Below are 22,603 nucleotides of genomic sequence, written 5' to 3'. Positions count from 1 at the left end.
CAGCGACGTATTAAGCAGACTTAATCCGCCGTTTAACCTAGGGGCTGAACGGGCCCAACGGCAAGGGGTCCCAGGGCAGTTGGGGGTTCGGCGCGATGCGGGAACGGGACGACCCTGCGGTCATCGGACGGCGCGTACAGCAGCTGCGCAACCAGCGCGGGCTCACCCAGCGGCAGTTGGCGGAACCCGCCTACACACCCGCGTACATCTCCACCCTGGAGGCGGGCCGGGTGCGGGCCTCCGACGAGGCGCTGCGGCACATCGCCGGCCGGCTCGGCGTCGCCTTCGAGGAGCTGGCCGTCGGCCGCCCCGCCCGCCTCGCCACCGACCTGCGCCTGCGCCTCACCGAGGCCCAGCGCGTCCTCGCCGACGGCAGGGCCGAGGAGGCCGCCGGACAGTACACGGCGCTGCTCGCGGAGGCGGAGACCCACGGACTGGGCTGCGAGCAGGCCACCGCACTGCTGGGCCTGGGCGAATGCGCCCTGGAGACGGGCGAGTTGGACAAGGCGCGGGAGTCCTTCGAGCGCGCCGAGGCGCACCTCGCGGACGACTCCCTCCCGGTGCGTGTACCGGCGGTCCGGGGCCGCGCGGTCGCGCACTACCTGGCCGGTGAACTCCGCTACGCCGTCTACCTGCTGGAGTCGACGCTGGACGAACTCAACCGCGGCGGACTGCACGACCCCGACGCCCTGCTCCTGCTCTACGCCAGCGTGATCGGCCCGTACATGGACATGGGCGCGCACGCCCGTGCCGCCCAGGCCGCCGAGTTCGCCCTCGCGCTCGCGCCGCAGGCCGGCGACCCCGCACTGATCGCCCGGATGCACCGATCGGTGGCCCGCACGCTGATCGCCGAGGGCCGGGTCACCGAGGCCGACGCCTCCCTCGCCAAGGCCGCCGAGCTGTACCGCCGGCTGCGCCTGCGCACGGAGCTGGCCAACTGCCACTGGATGCGCGGCTACGTCTGCGCCCAGAACGGCGACCTGGAGCGCGCCGAGTCCGAGTTGCGCCAGGCGCACGCCATGCTCGCCGAGTCCCGGGCCGCCCTGTACCGCAGCCAGGCCGCCGTGGAACTGGCCGACGTGCTGCACCGCAGGGGAAAGCCGGAGGAGTCCGCCGTACTCCTGGAGGGCGTCCTCGGCGACTTCTCCTCCGAGCGCGGCGCGGTGCACGCCGCCGCGGCCCACCGCCTGCTCGGCATCATCGCCGAGGACGCCCGCGACACCGAGGCCGCCGAGGAGCACTACGTCCGCGCGCTCAGCATCCTGGAACGCGCGGGTGCCGCCGGTGACCTGGCCGACCTGTGCCGCCTCCTGGGCGACCTGCTGCGCCGCACGGGCCGTATCGAGGCCGCCCTGGACGCCTACCGCACCGGCCTCGGCCACCGCACCACCCCGGGCACGACGACCCTGGGCCCGGCACCGGCGCAGCCGCCGCTGTAGAGGCCGACGGTCACACCTGTGCCCGCCCCTGCCTGCGGATGTCCGTCAGGCGCAGGGCGCCGATCTGGACGGCGGCCTGGGTCGCGTCGTTCGGGACGTCGCCGAAGCCGCCGTTGGTGAGGGCGAACGCGTCCGGGCCGACCCGGACGGCGGCCACGTCCAGCGTGAGCACGGCGTGGCGGTTGCGGGAATCGGTGGCGGCGATGCTGACCCGCAGGCCCTGGCGCGCGTCCCCGACCTGCGGCAGCGGGGCGTCGCTGACCTGGACGTCCTCCGTGATCCCGGTCCCCGTGGTGGCCGTGAACCGCGCGCACTGCGCCGGCATAGTCTTCAGCCAGGCGAGGGCCGCGTCCACCTCGGCGGGGCGGCGGGCGGCGATCTGGTAGCGCAGCTGGGCGTCGGTGTCGGTGTTGTCCAGGCCTACGGCGACGCGGGCGGGGCCGCCGAGGAGTTCGTCGGTGTAGAGGGCGTCCAGCAGCCGCTGGCACGCGCCGGCCGAGGTGGTCGCCTTCAGCAGCTGGTCCCGCCAGGTGGCCGCCCCGCGGGTCGCCGTCCAGGGGGCGCCGAGGTCGTTCTCGTTGAGGAGCGCGGCCTGTGCCTGCCCGTCGGTGAGGGTGGAGCCGTCGGCCCGCTTGGACGTCTTCGGCGACGGCGACGGCTTGTCGATCGTCGGGAGGGGCGGGGTCGCGGTCTCCGGCTGGTTCAGAGCGAGGGCCGCGCAGCCGCCTATGGCGAGGAGACCGGCGATGGTGAGCCAGAGGGGGAGGCCGCGGGGGCGTAGCGCGTCGTGCAGAGAGGTCATCGAGGTGCCTCCGGGGCTGCGGCCGGTGGGGGTCCTGGTGTGGTGCCTGATCTCACGGCACCACCGCCCCGACCGGCCCACCAGCGCTCCCGGACCATCCGGGTGAGTGGTCCGCCGGATCCGGGTGAGTGGTCCGCCGGATCCGGGTGAGTGGCCCGCGGGAATTGCCTCGACCCGCCGCTTCCGCGCTTGTTACGTTCGCCTCATGCAGCGCGCCCAGCAGTGCCCGAAGAGCACGACGACGCCGGAGACCGTCCCGGCGCGCTGACACCTGACCAGCATCGAAGCCCCGGGGCGAACGCCCCGGGGCTTTGTGTCTTCCGTGGGCGTTCGCCTCCCGCAGCGAGGAGACCCCGTGAACGCCCCATTCCCCGACCACCGCCGGCTCGGCCGCGAGCTCGGTCTGTTCGACACCGACCCGCTGATGGGCGCGGGCCTGCCGTACTGGCTGCCGGACGGAGCTGTCGTACGGCACACCCTGGAGGAGTACATCCGCGAGGCCGAACGCCGGGCCGGCTACCGGCACGTGTACTCGCCCGCGCTCGGCAAACGGGAGCTGTACGAGATCTCCGGGCACTGGGACCACTACAGCGACGACATGTATCCGCCGATGAAGCTGGGCCCCCAAGGGTCCGAGGAGCTCGTGCTGCGGCCCAGCCTGTGCCCCCACCACGCCCTGATCTACCGCTCCCGCTCCCACAGCTACCGGGAACTTCCCCTGCGCATCGCCGAGTTGGGCAGCATGCACCGCGCCGAGCTGTCCGGCGTCCTCGGCGGCCTGACCCGCGTCCGCGCCATCCAGCTCAACGACGCCCACATCTTCTGCACCCTGGACCAGGCGGTCCAGGAGGCCCGGGCCGCGCTGGAGCTGATCGCCCGCGCCTACGCCGACCTGGGCATCGAGGCCGTACGGCACCGGCTGTCCCTGCCCGGGCAGGGCGGGAAGTACGTCGCCGATCCGGAGCTGTGGCGCCGGGCCACCGAACTGCTGCGGGAGGTCCTGGACGCGTCCGGCGCGGCGTACGAGGAGGCGGAGGGCGAGGCCGCCTTCTACGGCCCGAAGATCGACGTGCAGATCGCCGACCCGGCCGGCCGCGAGTCCACCCTGTCCACCGTGCAGATCGACTTCCACCAGCCGGCCCGCTTCGACCTGCACTACATCGGCGCGGACGGCGCCAGGCACCGCCCGGTCATGGTGCACCGCAGCATCATCGGCAGCGTCGAGCGGGCCGTCGCCCACCTGATCGAGGCGCACGCCGGCGCCTTCCCGGCCTGGCTGGCCCCGGTGCAGCTGGCCGTCCTGCCGGTCGGCGAGGAGCAGCTGGAGCAGGCGGCGCAGGTCGTGCGCCAGGCCGTGGAGAAGGGTCTGCGGGCCGAGGTGGCGGGTCCGGAGCAGGGCAGCCTCGGCGCCCGGATCCGCGCCGCGCGCCTGGTGCCGTACCAGGCGGTGATCGGCGCCCGTGAGGCCGCGGCGGGCCTGGCCGCCGTACGGCTGCGGGACGGCCGCCGGCCCGGCGAGCTGCCGGTGCCGCAGCTGTTGTCCCGGATCGCCGGACGGGTGGCCGCACGCGGCACCGCGCTGTGGGAGTGACGGTTGCCTGCGGGGGTGACCGCACCTGTGGGAGCGGCGGTACTGATCTAAGGTCGGCTTGACGGAAGGAGTCCGCCGTGACAGGTCAGCCCATTCCCGTGATCATCGACTGCGACACCGGCGTCGACGACGCCCTCGCCCTGCTGCTCGCCGTGCGCCACCCGGGTCTCGATCTGCGGGCGGTGACCTGCGTGGCCGGGAACACGGACGTCGACGGCGTGGTCCGCAACACCCTGACCGTGCTGGAGCAGGCGGGCGCCCCGGACATCCCGGTGGGCCGGGGCGCCGACCGCCCGCTGATCGAGCCGGCCCGGTCGGCGCAGCACGTGCACGGCTCCGACGGCATGGGCGACCTGGGCCTGCCCGCGCCGAGACGCAGCGCGTCCGAGCTGGACGCCGTAGCCCTCCTGCGCCGCGAGATCCTGGCCTCGCCGCGCCCGGTCACCCTGATCCCCACCGCGCCGCTGACCAACATCGCCCTGCTCCTGCGCACCCATCCGGAGGTGACCCGCAACATCGAGCGGATCGTCTTCATGGGCGGCGCGGTGTCCGTCGGGAACGCCACGCCGGTCGCCGAGTTCAACGTCTGGCACGACCCGGAGGCGGCGGCGGTCCTGCTGACCGCCGGGGTGCCGATCACGATGTACGGCCTCGACGTGTTCATGCAGGTGGTCGTGGACGCGGCGGACGTCCACCGGATGCGCGCGAGCAGCGACCCCGGCACCCGTCTGGCCGGCGAACTCCTCGCGCACCGGCCGACCGCCCAGGGCGAGGCCCCCGAGGCGGAGGAGGCGGGCGGCCTCGGCGACGCGGGCGCGGTGTGCGCGGTCGCCGACCCGCAGGGCATCACCACCCGCCTGCTGCCGGTCGAGGTCTGCCTCGCCCCCGGCCCGACCCGGGGCCAGACGATCGTCGACCGCCGTCCCCGCCCCGGCGAGTCCGAGATCCACGAGGGCAGGCGCGAACAGGCCCTGGTGCACGTGGCGTTGGAGGTCGACGTGGACCGTTTCGTGAAGCTGTACCTGGAGACGGTGGAGCGCCCGTAAGCGGCGGGCCGGTACCCTCCGGCACCGGCCGAAGGTTCCTTTTCCGGGCAATGTGGACAGATTCCCTGTATCGTCCTCCTTCCCGAAGGGATCCCGTATGGCAGAGCGCTCCCCCGACCTCTCCCCCAAGAACCCCGACTGGTGGCGGCAGGCCGTCATCTACCAGGTCTATCCCCGCAGTTTCGCCGACGCCGACGGCGACGGACTCGGCGACCTGCGCGGCATCACCCAGCGCCTGGACCACCTCGCCGGCCTCGGCGTCGACGCCGTGTGGCTGAGCCCCTTCTACCCCTCGGAACTGGCCGACGGCGGCTACGACGTCGCCGACCACCGGGACGTCGACCCCCGCCTCGGCACCCTGGACGACTTCGACGCTCTGGTCGGCGAGGCCCACCGGCTCGGCCTGAAGGTCGTCGTCGACATCGTTCCGAACCACACCTCGCACCAGCACCCCTGGTTCCAGGAGGCCCTGCGCGCCGCCCCCGGCTCCCCGGCCCGCGAGCGCTATGTCTTCCGGCCCGGCCGGGGCCCGCACGGCGAACTACCGCCCACCGACTGGCAGTCCGTCTTCGGCGGCAGCGCCTGGAAGCGGACCCCGGACGGCGAGTGGTACCTGCACCTCTTCGCCCCCGAACAGCCCGACCTCAACTGGGACAACGAGGACGTCCGCGCCGACTTGCGCACCACCCTGCGCTTCTGGTCCGACCGGGGCGTCGACGGCTTCCGTGTCGACGTCGCCCACGGCCTCGCCAAGGACCTCGCCGAGCCGCTGCGGGACATCGGGAACATCGGCGCCACCGGCGAGGAGTCCCTGCCGCTGGTCCCGCCGGGCAGCCACCCGTACTGGGACCGCGACGAGGTCCACGAGATCTACCGGGACTGGCGCAAGGTCCTCGACGCCTACAGCCCGCCGCGCACCGCGGTCGCCGAGGCCTGGGTCCCGGGCCCCCGCCGCGCGCTGTACGCCCGCCCCGACGAACTCGGCCAGGCCTTCAACTTCGAGTACCTGGAGACCCGTTGGGACGCCGACGAGCTCCGCCGGGTCATCACCGACGAACTGGCCACCGCCCGGGCCGCCGGCGCCACCGCGACCTGGGTGCTGTCCAACCACGACGTCGTACGGCACGCCTCCCGCCTCATGCTTCCGCCCGGCACCGACCCCGCCGCCTGGCTGCTGTCCGGCGGCAGCGCACCCGCGATCGACCCCGGAGCCGGGCTGCGCCGGGCCCGCGCCGCGACCCTGCTCATGCTCGCGCTGCCCGGATCGTCGTACCTCTACCAGGGCGAGGAACTCGGCCTGCCCGAGGTCGCCGACCTGCCCACCGAGGTGCTGCAGGACCCGATCTGGGAACAGACCGGCCATGTCCGCAAGGGCCGCGACGGCTGCCGGGTGCCGCTGCCCTGGACGGCGGACGGGCCGTCGTACGGCTTCGGGCCGGGCGGCGCCTGGCTGCCGCAGCCGTCGTCCTTCGCGGCGTACGCCGTCGAGGCCCAGACCGGGGCCGAGGGCTCGACCCTGGAGCTGTACCGCACCGCCCTGCGGCTGCGCCGCAAGCTGCTGGAGGGCGAGGAGCTGACCTGGACGCCGGACGCCCCCGCCGGAGTGCTGGACTTCACCCGCAGCGAGGGCTGGCGCTGCGTGACCAACCTCGGCGACGGGCCGGTACGGCTGCCGCTGGGCGAGGTGCTGCTGACCAGCTCCCCGATCGACGGCAGGACCCTCCCGCCGGACACGACCGTGTGGCTGGCCTAACCCGCGGTCGGGCCGGGGCTCGCCCCCGGACTCGCGCCCACGCCGCCGCTGCCGCCGGTCAGCCCGCTGAGGTCGACGGGCGTCGAGGTGGGGTTCGGCGGCGGCGTGAGCACCACCTCCGGCTGACCGGCGGCCGGGGGTGGCGGGGTCAGGTCGGAGTTGGGCAGCTTGGGCGGGGTGGTCTGCTGGAAGATGGTCTGGTCGAAGTCGACCAGACCGGTCTTCTCCATCACCGTCATATGGTCCAGCACGGTGTCGTTGGCCTGGTCGGCGAGGGCGCGCACCAGCGAGTTCTTGGTGGTGGAGCGGATCTTCGAGATGGTGTTGAAGATCGCGCCGTGCGTCATCCGCAGGATGTTGGCGAAGTCGCTGTCGAACTTCTTCCCGCTGTCCGCCTTCAACTGGCTGACGAAACCCTGCTGCTGGGGACTGGGCAGGTTGGGCAGCGTGATGTTCAGCATCGGTGCGATCTTGCGGCAGGTGGTGTCCAGCGCCGCGTGCCCGTCGACCAGGTGCTTGCTGGCCGTGAGGACCCCCGGTGTGGTGCCCTTCTGCAGCCCTATCTGCCCCACCGGGTACTCCCACAGACCGGCGGCCCGCACCTTCACCACGAAGTCCCGGTCCTGCTCGGTGAGCGGCCCCCACTGGGTGTTGGCGATGACGCGGTCCTGCGCGGTGGTCGCCTTGGTCAGCCCGAGCATGCTCGGGTAGGCGAGTGCCGCGAGGGTCACGGCCATCGCACCGCCCACGAAGAGGGTTCCCGTCGCGTTCCGCGAAAAGCGCACCGTGCCTCCTGCCCGGTCGTGGATCCGCCCACGCTGACGGCACGGGGCGGTTCGGACGCACAGCAGTACGGACGCGGAGGCGGTTCGTATCGGTGCGGCAGGTAAAGATTTGTATTTTGCCGCGGGTAAAGAAGAGTTGACCATTCCTCGGGAGCGGCGAGAGGGAACCCCGGCATAGATTCCCCGCATGCCCCCACAGCCACCGCCCCGCATGCCCGCCGCCCTTCCCGTCCTGCCGTACCGCAAGCCCACCAAGGGCCGCGACTACTGGGTCCTCGACGACGTCCTGCCCGAGGTGGACGCCGTACGGGAGCGGTGTCTGGCCAAGGACGACTGGGTCGAGGGCTACCCGTACACCTCCGAGACCTGGCCCGGCCTGCGCGCCATGCCCGGCCTGGAGCCCGGTGAACTCGCCCGCGTCGAGAACCTGGTGAAGAAGGCCACCGGCGCGAAGAAGCTGTGGGTGCAGCAGGCGCCCGGCGGCGGCACCCTCAACCACAACTGCGTCCAGGTGGTCGGCGAGGGCGAGAGCGAGCCCCGCCCGCACACCGACTCCCGCGCGCTGTGCCGGTACGCCGCCGTGCTGTACCTGAACCCCCGTGTCCACAAGGACTGCGGCACCGCCTTCTACCGTCAGTCACTGCCCGGCGGCCGGCTCGGCGGCAACATCGTCCAGGCCCCGCACAACAACCTGGTCGAGGCCCTCGGCACGAGGTTCGTCCCCGCCGACCACTTCGAGGAGGACGTCCGCGTCCCCCACAAGTACAACCGCCTCCTCCTCTACAACGCCAACCTCGTGCACAGCGCGACGGGTTACTGCGGCAAGGAGCTGGAGGACAAGCGGATGACGGCGGTGTTCTTCTGGATGGCCTGACGGGTCACAGGAGCAGGAACAGCGTCGCCAGGGCCGTGCAGCTCGCGCACACCGCGAGGGTCAGGGCCACGCAGCGGCGTCTGAGTTCCTGGTAGCGGTGTTCGTACTCGGCGCGCAGCGACCTGCAGCGGGCCGCGATGCGTTCCAGGTCGGTCCGGGAGCGGGCCAGGCTGTCGGCGACGTAGCGGTGTTCGATCTCCTCGCGCTGCGCCGTCGTCAGCCACTCCAGGGGCCCGGTGAACTCCCGTGCGCGCTGCTCCGCCTCGGCGATGCGGGCCTGCCAGAGCAGGTATCCCTCGACCTCGTTGGCGAGCGCGTCGTCGGCGCCCTGCCTCGGCGGACCGCTCACCCCTGTCCTCGGTCGGGCCGCGCCGGGACCGGGCGCTCGTGCTCCTGCATCGCGATGTCGGGGTGGTGCAGGTCGAACGCCGGGGACTCGCTGCGGATGCGGGGCAGGGTGACGAAGTTGTGCCGCGGCGGCGGGCAGGAGGTCGCCCACTCCAGGGAGCGGCCGTAGCCCCAGGGGTCGTCGACGGCGACCGGCTTGCCGTACTTGGCCGTCTTCCAGACGTTGTAGAGGAACGGCAGCATCGACAGGCCGAGCAGGAACGAGCCGATGGTGGAGAGGGTGTTCAGGGCCGTGAAGCCGTCGGCGGCCAGGTAGTCGGCGTAGCGGCGCGGCATGCCCTCGGCGCCCAGCCAGTGCTGGACCAGGAAGGTGGTGTGGAAGCCGACGAACAGCGTCCAGAAGGTGATCTTGCCGAGGCGCTCGTCCAGCATCTTGCCGGTGAACTTCGGCCACCAGAAGTGGAAGCCGGCGAACATCGCGAACACGACCGTACCGAAGACCACGTAGTGGAAGTGGGCCACCACGAAGTACGAGTCCGAGACGTGGAAGTCCATCGGCGGTGAGGCCAGGATGACACCGGTCAGGCCACCGAAGAGGAACGTGACGAGGAAGCCCGCCGCCCAGAGCATCGGGGTCTCGAAGGACAGACTGCCCTTCCACATCGTGCCGATCCAGTTGAAGAACTTCACGCCGGTCGGTACGGCGATCAGGAAGGTCATGAAGGAGAAGAAGGGCAGCAGCACCCCGCCGGTGACGTACATGTGGTGGGCCCACACGGTGACGGACAGGCCGGCGATGGAGATGGTCGCGGCGATCAGGCCCATGTATCCGAACATGGGCTTGCGGGAGAACACCGGGATGATCTCGCTGATGATGCCGAAGAACGGCAGCGCGATGATGTACACCTCGGGATGGCCGAAGAACCAGAAGAGGTGCTGCCACAGCAGCGCGCCGCCATTGGCGGAGTCGTAGATGTGCGCCCCGAACTGGCGGTCCACCTCGATGGCGAACAGGGCGGCGGCCAGCACCGGAAAGGCGAGCAGGACCAGGACGGCGGTCAGCAGCACGTTCCACACGAAGATCGGCATGCGGAACATGGTGATGCCCGGAGCGCGCATGCAGATGATCGTGGTGATGAAGTTGACCGAGCCGAGAATGGTGCCGAAACCGGAGAAGGCCAGACCCATGATCCACAGATCCGCGCCGACACCGGGCGAGTACACCTCGCCGTGGAGCGGGGCGTAGGCGAACCAGCCGAAGTCGGCGGCGCCGTCAGGGGTGAGGAAGCCGCCCACCGCGATGGTCGAGCCGAACAGGTACAGCCAGTAGGCGAACATGTTCAGCCGTGGGAACGCCACGTCGGGTGCGCCGATCTGCAGCGGCATGATCCAGTTGGTGAAACCGGCGAACAGCGGCGTCGCGAACATCAGCAGCATCACGGTGCCGTGCATCGTGAACAGCTGGTTGAACTGCTCCTTGGAGACGATCTGCAGGCCCGGCCGGGCCAGCTCGGCGCGCATGATGAGCGCCATCACGCCACCGATCAGGAAGAACGCGAACGACGTCACCAGATACAGCGTGCCGATCGTCTTGTGGTCGGTGGTCGTCATCCACTTCACCACGACATTGCCGGGCTGCCTGCCCCTGACCGGCACCTCGCTCTCGTAGGCGTCCTCGGCTGCGGCGGCACCATGGGGTTCGTTGAGGATGCTCACAAGTCGTCTGTCTCCTGATGCTCGCGGTCCGCGCACGCCATACGTCGGCTACTGGCCATCCTTTGCCGTGGGACCGGGCACGCGCCGCCCGACGCGCGGCCAACCGCGTGACGGATGCACCCGGACGGCGTAGCGGCGACCCTTGCCCGAGGCCTCTGGTGGCCTGCGGCTTTCGTACGACAGGATGGCGGGATGACCGAAGTGGAAGATCAGTTCACCGCCCACCGGCCGGCGTACCGGCCGGTGCAGGTGGCCGGGCGGCTGGCTGTCGGGGGACTGCTGCTCGCCGGGCTCGCCTGGCTCGTGCGCGGGGTGTGGGAGGTGCGGCTCGCCGTCGCGGGGGAGCCGGGCGACGGGCCCCCGGACCAGGGGAACGGGGTGCACCGGCCGCTCAACTCCCTGGAGGACTCGTACCACTGGGTGACCTCGGCGGGGGCCGGGCTCGCCCTGGTCTGTGCGCTGCTGTACCTGTCCTGGCTGTGGCGGCTGCGGGACAACGCGCGGGCGCTGTCGGGGGAAACGCCGAAGTACCTGGGGTTCTGGGTGTATCTCGGGTGGGTCCTGCCCGTGTTCAATCTGTGGATACCGCGCGGGATCGTCGTCGACGCCTTCCGCTGCAGCGCTCCCGGACGGCGGCTGCCCGGATCGGTCAACGTGTGGTGGGCGCTGTGGCTGCTGGGGACGCTCGGCGGGGTGGGGGTCGTGTACCGCGACTCCACGGACGAGATCATCGGGCGCGCCTACGGCGAGGTGTGGCCGCTGCTCGTGTGCGACGCCGCCGTGGTGGGCGCCGCGATCGCCGGCGCCCTCGCCGTACGGGCCGTCACGGCCGTACAGGTGGAACGGCTCCGCGGGCCCCACGCTCAGGCGGTCGAGCTCGAGGCCGTCTAGGGCCTGTCGTCGAATTCCCGTCCGCCCCCGCGTGGTCCCGCCAGGGAAGGGAGTTCCGCGCGTGTGTGGGGTGGTGCCGGGTGCGGTACGGATGGTCGGCATGAGCAGCATCGCCATTGTGGGCGCCGGGCCCGGGCTCGGGGCCGCCGTCGCGCGGCGGTTCGGGCGGGAGGGTTTCGCGGTGGCCCTCTTCGCCCGGGAACGGGACCGGCTCGACGCGCTGGTGCGCGACCTCGAGGGCAGTGGGGTGACGGCCCGGGGGTTCGTCGCCGACGTGCGCAGGCCGGAGGAGCTGTCCGCGGCTCTGCGGCGGGCGGCCGACGAGATCGGCACCGTCGAGGTGCTGCAGTACAGCCCGGTGCCGCACCGGGACTTCATGCGGCCCGTGCTGGAGACCCGGTACCGGGATCTGGTCGGGCCCATCGAGTTCTCCGTGTACGGCCCCGTCGCCGCCGTGCAGCAGGTGCTGCCGGGGATGCGCAGGCTGGGGCGCGGCACGATCCTCTTCGTCAACGGCGGGACCGCCGTCGTACCGCACACCGAACGGGCCGGGACGTCCATCGCGTTCGCAGCGGAGAGCGCGTACGGCCATCTGCTGCACGAGCGGCTGGCCGGCGAGGGTATCCATGTCGCGCAGCTGGTGATCCCGGGGGCGATCACTCCGGGGCACGCCCGCAAGGATCCGGAGGTGCTGGCGGAGACGCTGTGGGGCATGCACCGGGACCGGCACGGGTTCCGGCACTTCGCCGACGACCTCGACAGCTGAGCCGGGGGCCCTGAGGCTGACGGAGCACTGTCACCCTGCGGTGCGGGGCTTTGTGCGCCAATATGGTGATGTTGGCCGTATTGCTCTCTTCAAGGGGGCCTCCGTGGCTGTCGAAATCCCCGCGATCGTCAAGCCGTCCCGGCTCAGAGCCCGGGGCGGACTGCTGGGCGAGTGCCTCGCCGAGTTCCTCGGGACGTTCGTGCTCATCTCCTTCGGCTGCGGTGTGGTCGCGACGGCGGTCGCCGCGCTGCCCGGTTCCGGCCGTGCGGCGACGCCCACCACGATCTTCCTGGCGGCCGGCGACTGGCTGCTGATCGCCTGGGGCTGGGCGTTCGCGGTCGTCTTCGGCGTGTACGTGGCCGGCGGCGTCAGCGGTGCCCACATCAACCCGGCGGTGACCCTGGCCATGGCGGTGCGCCGCGGATTCTCCTGGGCCAAGGTCCTGCCGTACTGGTTCTCGCAGGTGGCCGGCGCGCTCACCGGCGCCGCGCTGGTCTACCTCGTGTACCACCAGGCCATCAACGCGTACGACGCCGTCTCGCCCGCGCCGAAGGTGAACGGGCACACGAACGCCACCTTCTCGATCTTCGCCACCTTCCCGGCGGCCTACTACCACGGCGGGATCTGGGGACCGCTCATCGACCAGATCGTCGGTACGGCGTTCCTGCTGATGCTGATCGCCGCCGTCCTCGACCTGCGCAACCAGGCCGTGAAGGCCAACCTCGGCCCGCTGATCGTCGGCTTCGTCGTCGCCGCCATCGGCCTGTCCTACGGCGCCAACGCGGGCTATGCCATCAACCCGGCCCGTGACTTCGGGCCGCGGCTGCTCACCTATGCGGAGGGCTGGGGCAGCCTCGCCTTCCCGGGCAGCGTGTCCGGCGTGTACAGCGGCTACTGGTGGATCCCCATCGTCGGGCCGCTGATCGGTGGTGTGGCCGGGATCGTCGTGTACGACCTCTTCATCGGTGACGTCCTGCTGGTCCGGGCGGAGCTGGCCGAGCTGCCGGAGCCGGGGCGCGCGACCCCGGTGCGCACGATCGACGAGGAGTAGGCATCAGGGTGCGGTACCTCAGCCGCCGGGGGTCTCCTCCGTGCCCGTACCGGCACCCGCGGCGCGCCGGGCCGTCGCCGCGATCTCCTCCAGCGCGGCCAGATGGCGGGCGAGCGCCCTGCGGCCGGTGAGCGTGAGCGCGGCCCAGGTGCGCGGGCGCTTGCCGAGGTGGCCCTTGCGGATGCCGACGTAGCCGGTCTTCTCCAGCGCGGAGAGGGTCTTGCTCAGCGTGGAGTCGGAGACCTGGCAGTAGTCCCGCAGGACGGCGAACTCCGCCTCGCCGCACGCCGAGAGGTAGGCGGCGAGGGCCAGCCGGGTCGGGTGGTGCAGTTCGCGGTCGAGAGCGGGGGGCGCGCCGCCCGTGGGGCCGGTCATGCGGTGCCGACCCGCTGCTGCCGGAACGCGCGCAGCAGGTGTTCCGCGCCGGTGGTCAGGCCGAAGGCGATGAGCCAGCCCGTCTCGCCGTACGGGATGGCGGCCAGCGCGCTGACGGCGAGCGAGAGGAGGGGAGCCACCCAGAGCTCCCAGGCCCGGCGCCGGGATCCGCAGTCCCGGCTGAACCAGCGCGTCACTCCTCCGTGGTGGGCGCCGATCCAGACCAGCGTGAAGAAGCCGACCGTGCAGGCCAGTCCGGCGAGCGTCAGCCATGTCCCGTACCGCGGCATCAGGTTGGCCAGCCCGAACGCGGTGAAGCCGGCCGCGAAGGTCAGGCCCTGGCCGATGACGTAACGCCGGGGCCTGCTCCGCTCGTTGGCCTCGCTCGCCCTGCGCGCCGCGGTGCGTGCGGCGCAGGCGGCGGCGAGCGCGTCCCGTGCCTGCCGGGCGTCCATCGGGTCCCCCGTGCTGGTCATGTGTGCCTCCATGCGGGCGGTTGTCCTGGAGGGGCGGGTGGTCGGGCCGCCCCGGTGGATACCGTAAGCATGGACAGTACTTTCCGTAAATGCAAGTACTTTCGGCATGCCGGGGCCGCCGCTCACAGGGGCCGGTTCGGCCAGTCCAGCAGGCGGGCGCCGATCACGGCCGTCTGGAGCATGTAGCGCTGCGCCGGGTCGGCGGGATCGGCGCCGGTGAGCTTGTGGATGCGTTCCAGGCGGTAGGTGAGCGCGCGGACGCTGAGGGAGAGCCGGCGGGCGGCCTCGGCGGCCACGCAGCCGGAGTCGAAGTACGTGCTGAGCGTGTCCAGGAGGGGTACGGCCCCGCCGCGGGCCCTGGTGAGCGGGTCGAGGGTGTGGGACACCAGGTCGACCAGCGCCTGCCGGTCCCGGGTCAGCACCGGGTAGACGAGGAGGTCGGCGGCGCGCAGCACCGGCCCGGTCAGGCCGAGCCGGGCGGCCATCTCCAGCGCGGCGAGGGCCTCCTCGTACGACTGCACGACCCCGCCGGCGCCGTGCTGCGGGCGGCCGACGGCGACCCGGCAGCCGTCCGTCGCCGCGTACGCCTGCTTGGCGAAGTGGACGAGGATCTCGTCCTCGTCGCCGGGCGCGATGCACAGCAGCCGGCCGTTCTTGGTGGTGAGCAGGATGCTGCGCGAGTCGAAGCGGGCGAGCACGGCGGCCTCGACCCGGCGGGCGACCGGCCCGCTCTCGACATAGGCGGCCGGGCCCTCGGCGACCGCCACCGCGTGCGCCCGGGACAGGTGCAGGCCGAAGCGTTCGGCGCGCTCGGCGAGGCGGCCGAGGTCACTGCGGCCGTAGAGCAGGTCGTCGATGAACTCCCGGCGGGCGGCCTCCTCGCGGCGTACGGAGAGCCGCTGGGCGCGTTCGTAGCCCTCGGCGAACGCGTCGATCGCCTGCTCGACGGCGGCCAGCGTGGCCAGGTCGCTCTCGGCCGAGCAGGGCACGGACGGCCAGGCGGCGCGGGTGGCGGCCAGGTGGGCCACGATCAGCGCGCGCAGTCCGTGCCCGGCCTCGGCGGCCTGCTCGCCCAGGGTCCGCCTGGTCTTCAGCTCCTCCCTGGTCAACCGCCGTCCGGTGGCCGAAACCTCGGACAGTGTCCGGGTGAAGCCGTCCAGATAGTGCTCGGACGTGTCGCGTATGTCGTGCTTGTCCCCCATGCCGGTCCCGGCCCCCGTCCCCCGTGCTCCCGCGATCTTGACGCGCCGGTGACGTTTTCTTAGCGCCTGTCCGGCATCCAGACCCTAGTGAACACTGCCGGACACCGGCAATGCGCGGGGGTGTGCCCCGGCCGCACCATCGTCCGCGGGGAGCACTACGGAGGATCGCGGTGCCGGACACCGGCGAACGACCGGTGGTCAAGGACCGGTACGGGGGTCCGGTACATGGTCCGGCACCGCGATCCCGGGGGGCTCCGTACTTCATCGTCTGACGCAAGGACGTATGCCATGGAAGCCCTCGGCGTGCTCGTCGCCGTCTGTCTCGTCGCCGTGGTGCTCGCGGTGTTCGCGTTTTCCCGGCTGTACCGCAAGGTGGACCAGAGCCAGGCCCTGATCGTGTCGAAGACGCGCCAGGTGGACGTGTCCTTCACCGGCCAGGTCGTGCTGCCGATCCTGCACAAGGCCGAGGTCATGGACATCTCGGTGAAGACCATCGAGATCAGCCGCTCGGGGCGGGACGGACTGATCTGCCGGGACAACATCCGCGCCGACATCCGGATCCTGTTCTTCGTGAAGGTCAACAAGACCGTCCCGGACGTCATCAAGGTCGCCCAGACCGTCGGCACCGAGCGCGCCAGCCACCAGGACACGCTCCAGGAGCTGTTCCACGCGAAGTTCTCCGAGGCGCTGAAGACCGTCGGCAAGCAGATGGACTTCACCGACCTCTACACCAAGCGCGAGGAACTCCGGTACCACATCATCGAGTTGATCGGCATCGACCTCAACGGCTACCACCTCGAGGACGCGGCGATCGACTACCTGGAGCAGACCCCGCTCTCCCAGATGGACCCGGCCAACGTCCTCGACGCCGAGGGCATCCGCAAGATCACCGAACTGACGGCGATCGAGCACGTGCGCACCAACGAGGCCAAGCGCAACGAGCAGAAGGAGATCACCCGCCAGGACGTCGACGCCCGCGAGGCCATCCTGGAGCTGGAGCGGCGCCAGGCGGACGCCGAGATCAAGCAGAAGCGGGAGATCGAGACCTCCCGGGCCCGCGAGGAGGCCGAGACCGCCCGCGTGGCGGAGGAGGAACGGCTGCGCGCCCAGGGCGCCTTCCTGCGCACCGAGGAACAGCTCGGCGTGCAGCGCGAGAACCAGGCCCGCGAGATCGCCGTCGCCGCGAAGAACCGCGAGCGGGTCCTCGCCGTGGAGAACGAGCGCATCGAGAAGGACCGCCTGCTGGAGGTCATCGCGCGGGAGCGGGAGACCCAGCTGACGAAGATCGCCGCCGAGAAGGAGGTCGAGGCGGAGAAGCGGGAGATCGCCGAGGTCGTCCGGGAGCGGGTCGCGGTGGACCGTACGGTCGCCGAGCAGGAGGAGTCCATCAAGAAGCTGCGCGTGGTCGAGGAGGCGGAGCGCGAGCGGCAGGCGCTCGTCATCGCCGCCGAGGCGGAGGCGCAGGAGAAGCTGGTCAAGGACATCAAGGCCGCCGAGGCCGCCGAGCAGGCCGCCACGCACCGCGCCGCCGAGGAACTCACGCTCGCCGAGGCCCGCTTGAAGACCGCCGACCTCGACGCCCGGGCCAAGCTGCGGCTCGCCGAGGGCGTCCAGGCCGAGGCCGCCGCCGAGGGGCTCGCCGCCGTGCAGGTCCGCGACAAGGAGGCCGAGGTCACCGTCAAGGCCGGGCGCGCGGCGGCGGAGGCCACCGGGGCGCGGCTGCGCGCGGAGGCCGAGGGCACCCAGGCCAAGGCGCTCGCCGAGGCCGAGGGCGCGCGGGCGAAGGGGCTCGCGGAGGCCGAGGGTGCGCGGGCGGCGGCGGAGGCCACCGAGGCGCGGCTGAAGGCCGAGGCGGAGGGCGCGCGGGCCAAGGGCCTGGCCGAGGCCGAGGGGACCAGGGCGAAGGCGCTCGCGGAAGCCACGGCGATCGGCGAGAAGCTGAAGGCCGAGGCCGCCGGCCTGACCGAGAAGGCCGCCGCGATGGCCGCACTGGACGAGGCCTCGCGCGGGCACGAGGAGTACCGGCTGCGGCTGCAGGCGGAGAAGGAGATCCGGCTGGCCGGCCTGGAGACACAGCGGCAGGTGGCCGAGGCGCAGGCGACGGTGCTGGCGACCGGCCTGGAGCACGCGGACATCGACATCGTCGGCGGGGACTCCGTCTTCTTCGACCGCCTGGTGTCCTCCATCTCCCTCGGCAAGGGCGTGGACGGCTTCGTCGCCAACTCCCGCACCGCGCAGGCGCTGGCGAAGCCCTGGCTGGACGGCTCGGGCAGCTTCACCGACGACCTCTCCCACATCCTTGGCTCACTCGGCTCGGCGGACGTGCGGAACCTGACGGTGTCGGCGCTGCTGGCGAAGCAGATCAAGAACGGCGGCCCGCAGGCGGGGCAGCTGCAGAAACTCCTCGACCGGGCGAGCGAACTGGGCCTGTCGGACACACCGGTGACAGCACTGAACGGAAGCGGCACGGGGAGCTGAGGTGGGGGCCGGGGCGCTGCCGGCAAGCGCCCCGAAGGGGCGCGGGGCCGTATCCGATGTGCGGCTCCGCCGCGGGGGCGCGACCGGCCCACCACTGACCCGCACTCGGCATACGACTCGCAGCCCCGAGCCCGTAGCCGCACAGCCCACGAAGGGAAGCACAGCCATGGCCACCGCTGAGGCGCCGCAGGCAAGCGTCGACGCCGGTACCTACGAGGTGCTGCGCGACCGGCTCGCCGGGCACGCCGCAGAGCTCGCCCGGCGGGCCGAGGACCTCAACGCGCGCCGGGCCGAGGAGTTCGGCTCGGCGCGGCTGGACCTCGCGCGCACCGCTCGCCTCCACACCGAGCACGCGGGCATGCCGAGCGACATCGTGGCCGTAGGGGACGCGCTCCTCTTCGGCGTGACCGGCGGAGCCACGGACGTCCTCGCGCTGTACGGCCGTGACGGCGAGCGGTCGGCCGAGGACGCCGTACCCGGTCTGCTGGACGACCCTGCGTTCGTTCGGGAGTTCGGCGCCCTGCACCGTTACTACCGCGGAGCGAGCCTGCTGCGGCTGCGCCGGGTCGACAGCCGGCTGCTGGCGGTGTTCCGCACCGGTGAGAAGGCCGAGGACGTCCGCGTGCTGCGCTGGAGCCTCGCCGAGGACGGCCGCGTGGCGTTCCTGGACGCGCGCGGCGACCGCGACGACGTCTTCCCGCCGGCCCAGGACGTGACCTGGACGGAGACCACCCGCGAGGATCACGTCCTCGGCCGGGACCAGTACGTCGCCGTACCCGGGGGTCTGGGGGTGACCACCGTCGGCGGAACGCTCACCGTAGGCACCCCGGAAGGGGAGGAGCTGTACGCCGAACCCGTGCAGGAGCCGCTGCAGGCACTCGCCGACGCGGCGGTCGCGCATGCGCGGGTCGGTGCACTCGTGCTGCTGCGGGTGCGGCCGTACAAGGAGGAGGACGACCGGTACCTCGTGTTCGACACGCTGTCCCGGACCGTCGTACGGCTCGACGGGATCGGGCAGGCGTGCCGGCGGCTGCCCGAGGAGCAGGGGATCGTCTTCCCCGGCGGGTACTGCCTGGCGGGCGGGGCCCACAAGACGTACGAACTCGACGTCACCGGGCTGGAGTTCGAGCGCGAGGTGCACGCCCCGAACGGCGAGGACGTGCTGTACGCCTTCCGGTCCCGGGCCGGCGGACGCGCGCTGCTGCTGTCGTACAACACCCTGCGCAAGGAGGTCGCGAACCCGCTGCCGTGCCGGGGCTGGGCGCTGTTCGAGGACGGTGCGCTCGCCGTGCTGCGCGCCGGGAGCGAGGAGCCGGCGCACACCCATCCGGTGCAGTGGTGGACCTCGCCGTACGTGTCCGACACGCACGCCGCCGCGCTGCGCACCGGCACCGGCGCGTTCGCCCGGGTCGGCAACGCCGATCTCGTGCGCGGGCTCGCCGACTGCCTGTCCGTGGCCCGGCTGGTGGCCGACGGAGTCGAGACGAGCGAGGGGTACCGGGCGCTGGTGGCGGCCTGCGTGCGGGCCGCCGACGTCCATCACTGGCTCACCGATCCCGAACTGGGCGGTCTGGATGGCCCGTTGGGTGAGGTCCGTACGGCCGCCGAGCAGGTGCTGGGCGAGTTCGAGACGGTACGGGAGCTGACCCGGCACGCCGCGGACACCCTCGACGAGGCCGAGGGGCGGATCGCCGCCGTGGTGCGCCGGCTGCGCGGCGAGGCGCCGCGCGAGGCCGACGCCTGGGTGCGCGGACTGACCGAACTCCGGCACGCGCACGGGCACCTGCTCACCCTGCGGGAGCTGCGGTACGTCGATGCCGCCCGGCTGGCGGAACTGGCGGCCGCGGCCGAGGACGACCTCGCCTCCTTCGGGCGGCGCGCGGTGCAGTTCCTGGCGCGCGAGGACGCCTTCGCGGGGCAGCAGGCGGAGGTCGAGCGGCTGGTCGGGGAGGCGGCCGCCGTCGAGACCGTGGCCCAGGGCGCGCCGGTCGCCGCCCGGCTCGACGAGCTCGCCGACGGGCTGCGCACGGTCACCGAGGTCGTGACCGGCCTCGACATCGCCGACGCCACCGTCCGTACGGCCGTCCTGGAGCGGATCGCCGAGGTGCTGGGCGGTGCCAACCGGGCCCGGGCGACCTTGGACGCCCGCCGCCGCAGCCTCCGGGACAGCGAGGGACGGGCCGAGTTCGCCGCCGAGACCGCGCTGCTCGCCCAGGCCGTCACCGCCGCGCTCGCCGCGTCCGGCACCCCCGAGGAGTGTGACGACCAACTCGCCTCCGTCCTGGGCCGGTTGGAGGACCTGGACGGACGGTTCGCCGAGTTCGACGACTTCCTCGCGGAGCTCGCCGACCGGCGCGCCGAGATCTACGAGGCGTTCGCCGCCCGCAAGCAGTCTCTCGCCGACGCCCGCGCCCGCCGCGCCGAACAGCTCGCGCTCTCGGCGGGGCGCATGCTGCAGACCGTCGCCCGCCGGGCCGCCACGCTGGCCGACACGGACGCGGTCACCACGTACTTCGCCTCCGACCCGCTGGTCGCCAAGGTGCGCCGCACCGCCGGCGAACTGCGCGCCCTCGGCGACAGCGTGCGCGCCGAGGAACTGGACGGCCGGCTGAAGTCCGCCCGCCAGGAGGCCGCCCGCGCCCTGCGCGACCGCGCCGACCTGTACGCCGACGACGGCCGCGCCCTGCTGCTCGGCGGCCACCGTTTCGCCGTCAACACCCAGCCGCTCGACCTCACCCTCGTCCCGCACGGCGACACCCTCGCCTTCGCGGTCACCGGCACGGACTACCGCGCCCCGGTCGCCGACCCGGACTTCGCCGCGTACCGCTCCTGCTGGGACCGCCATCTGCCGTCCGAGTCCCCCGAGGTCTACCGCGCCGAGCACCTCGCCGCCCGCCTGCTCGCCGAGCAGGGCCCGGCCGCCCTCGCCGCCGCCGACGACCTGCCGGACCTGGTCCGCCGGGCGGCGCAGGAGTCGTACGACGAGGGCTACGAGCGCGGCGTCCACGACCACGACGCCACGGTCGTGCTCCAGGCTCTGCTGCCCCTGTACGAGGGCGCCGGCACCCTGCGGCACGAGCCCGCCGCCCGCGCCGCCGCCCAGCTGTTCTGGGCGCACGGCACGACGGAGGAGGCCCGGACGGCCTGGTCCCGGCGGGCGGTGTCGCTGGCCCGGGCCCGGGACGCCTTCGGTGCCGTACCGGCCATCGCGGAGCTGGAGGGGGAGCTGGCCGGGGCGATCGAGGCCTGGGACGCGTCGGTGGCGGGCGGGCCGGCCGCCGCGTACCTCTTCGAGGAGCTGACCGGTGGCCCCGAGGGCTTCGTCCTCGGCCTCACGGCGCGCACCCTGCTGGAGAAGTTCCGGCACGCGGAGGGGAGTTACCGCGCCGACCTGGAGGCGCTGACCGGCCTGGCCGCGCGCCGGCAGGTGGTGCACGCCTGGCTCGCCGCGTACGCCGCCGCCACCGGCACCGAGGCCGGGCCCGGCGAGCTGGCCGAGGCGGTCGCCGCCGAGCTCTGCCCGGACCTGCCCCGCTACGACGGCGACGCCCCGCTCACCGCGACGGCGGAGGGCCTGCTGGGCACGCACCCGCGCGTGGCGGGCGGCCGACTGCCGTTGCGCCTCGACGAGTTCCTGGCCCGCACCGCACGCTTCGCGGCCGAGGAGGTCCCCGCCTTCCGCGCCTACCAGCGCCGCCGTACGGCCCTGGTGGCCGCCGAGCGCGACCGGCTCCGCCTGGACGACCACCGCCCGCGGGTGATGTCGGCGTTCGTCCGGAACCGGCTCGTCGACGAGGTCTACCTGCCGCTGATCGGCGACAGCCTGGCCCGGCAGCTGGGCACCACCGGCGAGTCCAAGCGCACCGACACCGGCGGCCTGCTCCTGCTGGTCTCCCCGCCCGGCTACGGCAAGACGACGCTCATGGAGTACGTCGCCGACCGGCTCGGCCTGATGCTGGTCAGGGTCAGCGGCCCGGCGCTCGGCCGCACCGTCACCTCGCTGGACCCCGCCGACGCCCCGAACGCCACCGCCCGCCGCGAGATCGAGAAGATCAACTTCGCGCTGGCGGCCGGCAACAACACGTTCCTGTACCTGGACGACATCCAGCACACCTCGCCCGAGCTGCTGCAGAAGTTCATCCCGCTGTGCGACGCCACCCGGCGGGTGGACGGCGTGTGGGACGGCGAACCGCGCACCTACGACCTGCGCGGCAAGCGCTTCGCGGTCTGCATGGCCGGCAACCCCTACACCGAGTCCGGCGAGCGCTTCCGCATCCCCGACATGCTCGCCAACCGCGCCGACGTGTGGAACCTCGGCGACGTCCTCACCGGCAAGGAGGACGTCTTCGCGCTCAGCTTCGTCGAGAACGCCCTCACCGCCAACCCGGTGCTCGCCCCGCTCGCCGCCCGCGACCGCGCCGACCTGGACCTCCTGGTCCGGCTGGCCGGCGCCGACCCGACGGCCCGCGCCGACCGCCTCACCCGCCCGATGCCGCCGGCCGAACTGGCGGCCGCCGTGGCCGTGCTGCGCCATGTGCTGGCGGTCCGCGAGACGGTGCTGACGGTGAACGAGGCCTACATCGCCTCCGCCGCCCAGTCGGAGGCCGCCCGCACGGAACCCCCCTTCCGCCTCCAGGGCTCCTACCGCGACATGAACCGGATCGCCGGGCGCCTGCGTCCGGTCATGAACGACACCGAACGCGAGGCCGTCGTCGACGACCACTACACGGCCGAGGCGCAGACCCTCACCACGGGCGCCGAGGCCAACCTGCTCAAACTCGCCGAACTGCGCGGCACGTCGACCCCGGCGCAGGCCGCCCGCTGGACCGAGGTGAAGACCGCTCACACGCGCGTCCGCGCCCTCGGCGGTCCCGAGGAGGATCCCGTGAGCCGGGCGGTGGCCGCACTGGGACTCCTCGCGGACCGGATCGCGGCGGTGGAGTCGGCCATCGAGCGGGGGCGGGGGCGGTGAGGGGCGCGGTGCGGGGGCACGGCGAGGGGGGCGGCGCC

Annotated in this window: 17 protein-coding genes; 10 read left to right on the top strand and 7 right to left on the bottom strand. The window is 72.7% G+C overall.

All coding sequences use genetic code 11. The annotated features are described in order from the left end of the window. Positions 1-95: 95 nt before the first annotated feature. Positions 96-1,439, top strand: a complete 1,344-nt coding sequence (locus tag LMU33_RS18370) for a helix-turn-helix domain-containing protein (RefSeq protein WP_228621483.1) — start codon at positions 96-98, stop codon at positions 1,437-1,439. Positions 1,440-1,449: 10 nt separating this feature from the next. Here the strand turns inward: LMU33_RS18370 and LMU33_RS18365 are convergent, their stop codons facing one another. Continuing rightward, on the bottom strand, positions 1,450-2,241 hold the full coding sequence (locus LMU33_RS18365; RefSeq protein ID WP_228621482.1) for a hypothetical protein: 792 nt from the start codon (positions 2,239-2,241) through the stop codon (positions 1,450-1,452). 355 nt (positions 2,242-2,596) lie between these two features. Between LMU33_RS18365 and thrS the strand changes: the two genes are divergently transcribed. The 3 genes from thrS (at position 2,597) to LMU33_RS18350 (ending at position 6,631) form a co-directional block, all read left to right on the top strand. Beyond that, positions 2,597-3,832 carry a threonine--tRNA ligase gene (thrS, locus tag LMU33_RS18360; RefSeq protein ID WP_228621481.1) on the top strand — a complete coding sequence of 412 codons (1,236 nt, stop codon included), beginning with the start codon at positions 2,597-2,599 and terminating at the stop codon, positions 3,830-3,832. A gap of 77 nt (positions 3,833-3,909) precedes the next feature. After that, a complete protein-coding gene (locus tag LMU33_RS18355) occupies positions 3,910-4,878 on the top strand; it encodes a nucleoside hydrolase (protein WP_228621479.1) in 969 nt (322 codons plus the stop codon). 97 nt (positions 4,879-4,975) lie between these two features. Then, a complete protein-coding gene (locus tag LMU33_RS18350) occupies positions 4,976-6,631 on the top strand; it encodes a glycoside hydrolase family 13 protein (protein ID WP_228621477.1) in 1,656 nt (551 codons plus the stop codon). Here the strand turns inward: LMU33_RS18350 and LMU33_RS18345 are convergent. Then, positions 6,628-7,368, bottom strand: coding sequence for a DUF4142 domain-containing protein (locus LMU33_RS18345; protein WP_249813962.1), 741 nt, complete (start codon positions 7,366-7,368; stop codon positions 6,628-6,630). The two genes, LMU33_RS18350 and LMU33_RS18345, sit on opposite strands and share 4 nt — an antisense overlap. Before the next feature lie 235 nt (positions 7,369-7,603). Here LMU33_RS18345 and LMU33_RS18340 point away from each other — a divergent pair, with 235 nt between their 5' ends. Continuing rightward, positions 7,604-8,290: a DUF6445 family protein gene (locus tag LMU33_RS18340; RefSeq protein WP_228621476.1), complete on the top strand. Its 687-nt coding sequence runs from the start codon at positions 7,604-7,606 to the stop codon at positions 8,288-8,290. Between the two features lie 4 nt (positions 8,291-8,294). On the opposite strand, the gene LMU33_RS18335 is transcribed toward LMU33_RS18340, so the two are convergent. Both LMU33_RS18335 and ctaD read right to left on the bottom strand, forming a co-directional pair. Further along, positions 8,295-8,639: a cytochrome C oxidase subunit I gene (locus LMU33_RS18335; protein ID WP_228621475.1), complete on the bottom strand. Its 345-nt coding sequence runs from the start codon at positions 8,637-8,639 to the stop codon at positions 8,295-8,297. Further along, a complete protein-coding gene (gene ctaD, locus LMU33_RS18330) occupies positions 8,636-10,354 on the bottom strand; it encodes an aa3-type cytochrome oxidase subunit I (RefSeq protein WP_228621474.1) in 1,719 nt (572 codons plus the stop codon). Before ctaD ends, LMU33_RS18335 begins: the two co-directional genes overlap by 4 nt. A gap of 192 nt (positions 10,355-10,546) precedes the next feature. Here ctaD and LMU33_RS18325 point away from each other — a divergent pair, with 192 nt between their 5' ends. The 3 genes from LMU33_RS18325 (at position 10,547) to LMU33_RS18315 (ending at position 13,062) form a co-directional block, all read left to right on the top strand. Then, the gene (locus LMU33_RS18325; protein WP_228621472.1) at positions 10,547-11,245 is read left to right on the top strand and encodes a DUF4328 domain-containing protein; all 699 of its coding nucleotides are present in this window, start codon (positions 10,547-10,549) and stop codon (positions 11,243-11,245) included. 100 nt (positions 11,246-11,345) lie between these two features. Then, a complete protein-coding gene (locus LMU33_RS18320; RefSeq protein ID WP_228621470.1) occupies positions 11,346-12,011 on the top strand; it encodes an SDR family NAD(P)-dependent oxidoreductase in 666 nt (221 codons plus the stop codon). Positions 12,012-12,114: 103 nt separating this feature from the next. Next, positions 12,115-13,062, top strand: coding sequence for an MIP/aquaporin family protein (locus LMU33_RS18315; protein WP_228621469.1), 948 nt, complete (start codon positions 12,115-12,117; stop codon positions 13,060-13,062). 18 nt (positions 13,063-13,080) lie between these two features. On the opposite strand, the gene LMU33_RS18310 is transcribed toward LMU33_RS18315, so the two are convergent. The 3 genes from LMU33_RS18310 to LMU33_RS18300 all read right to left on the bottom strand — a co-directional run bounded on the left by LMU33_RS18310 (position 13,081) and on the right by LMU33_RS18300 (position 15,115). Then, positions 13,081-13,437: a winged helix-turn-helix domain-containing protein gene (locus tag LMU33_RS18310; protein ID WP_228621468.1), complete on the bottom strand. Its 357-nt coding sequence runs from the start codon at positions 13,435-13,437 to the stop codon at positions 13,081-13,083. Further along, entirely contained in the window at positions 13,434-13,913 is a 480-nt protein-coding gene (locus LMU33_RS18305; RefSeq protein ID WP_228621466.1) for a hypothetical protein, read from the bottom strand. The genes LMU33_RS18310 and LMU33_RS18305 overlap by 4 nt, the downstream gene beginning before the upstream one ends. Positions 13,914-14,035: 122 nt before the next feature. Then, complete coding sequence (locus LMU33_RS18300; RefSeq protein WP_228621465.1) at positions 14,036-15,115, bottom strand: PucR family transcriptional regulator; 1,080 nt, start codon at positions 15,113-15,115, stop codon at positions 14,036-14,038. Between the two features lie 288 nt (positions 15,116-15,403). On the opposite strand from LMU33_RS18300, the gene LMU33_RS18295 reads away from it, so the two are divergent. Then, the gene (locus LMU33_RS18295; protein ID WP_228621464.1) at positions 15,404-17,593 is read left to right on the top strand and encodes a flotillin family protein; all 2,190 of its coding nucleotides are present in this window, start codon (positions 15,404-15,406) and stop codon (positions 17,591-17,593) included. A gap of 166 nt (positions 17,594-17,759) precedes the next feature. Then, positions 17,760-22,565 carry a DNA repair ATPase gene (locus LMU33_RS18290; protein ID WP_228621463.1) on the top strand — a complete coding sequence of 1,602 codons (4,806 nt, stop codon included), beginning with the start codon at positions 17,760-17,762 and terminating at the stop codon, positions 22,563-22,565. The last annotated feature ends 38 nt before the right edge of the window (positions 22,566-22,603 follow it).

This window comes from Streptomyces barringtoniae, from assembly GCF_020819595.1.
Lineage (GTDB): Bacteria > Actinomycetota > Actinomycetes > Streptomycetales > Streptomycetaceae > Streptomyces > Streptomyces barringtoniae.
Note: the sequence above shows the minus strand (reverse complement) of the source record. Positions and strands in the feature narration are given on the sequence as shown.

Coding starts and splice junctions, on each gene's coding strand:
- LMU33_RS18370 (WP_228621483.1), top strand. CDS start 96: ATGCGGGAACGGGACGACCCTGCGGTCATCGGACGGCGCGTACAGCAG.
- LMU33_RS18365 (WP_228621482.1), bottom strand. CDS start 2,241: ATGACCTCTCTGCACGACGCGCTACGCCCCCGCGGCCTCCCCCTCTGG.
- LMU33_RS18305 (WP_228621466.1), bottom strand. CDS start 13,913: ATGACCAGCACGGGGGACCCGATGGACGCCCGGCAGGCACGGGACGCG.
- LMU33_RS18345 (WP_249813962.1), bottom strand. CDS start 7,368: ATGGCCGTGACCCTCGCGGCACTCGCCTACCCGAGCATGCTCGGGCTG.
- LMU33_RS18320 (WP_228621470.1), top strand. CDS start 11,346: ATGAGCAGCATCGCCATTGTGGGCGCCGGGCCCGGGCTCGGGGCCGCC.
- LMU33_RS18340 (WP_228621476.1), top strand. CDS start 7,604: ATGCCCCCACAGCCACCGCCCCGCATGCCCGCCGCCCTTCCCGTCCTG.
- LMU33_RS18295 (WP_228621464.1), top strand. CDS start 15,404: ATGGAAGCCCTCGGCGTGCTCGTCGCCGTCTGTCTCGTCGCCGTGGTG.
- LMU33_RS18310 (WP_228621468.1), bottom strand. CDS start 13,437: ATGACCGGCCCCACGGGCGGCGCGCCCCCCGCTCTCGACCGCGAACTG.
- LMU33_RS18300 (WP_228621465.1), bottom strand. CDS start 15,115: ATGGGGGACAAGCACGACATACGCGACACGTCCGAGCACTATCTGGAC.
- LMU33_RS18350 (WP_228621477.1), top strand. CDS start 4,976: ATGGCAGAGCGCTCCCCCGACCTCTCCCCCAAGAACCCCGACTGGTGG.
- LMU33_RS18325 (WP_228621472.1), top strand. CDS start 10,547: ATGACCGAAGTGGAAGATCAGTTCACCGCCCACCGGCCGGCGTACCGG.
- LMU33_RS18290 (WP_228621463.1), top strand. CDS start 17,760: ATGGCCACCGCTGAGGCGCCGCAGGCAAGCGTCGACGCCGGTACCTAC.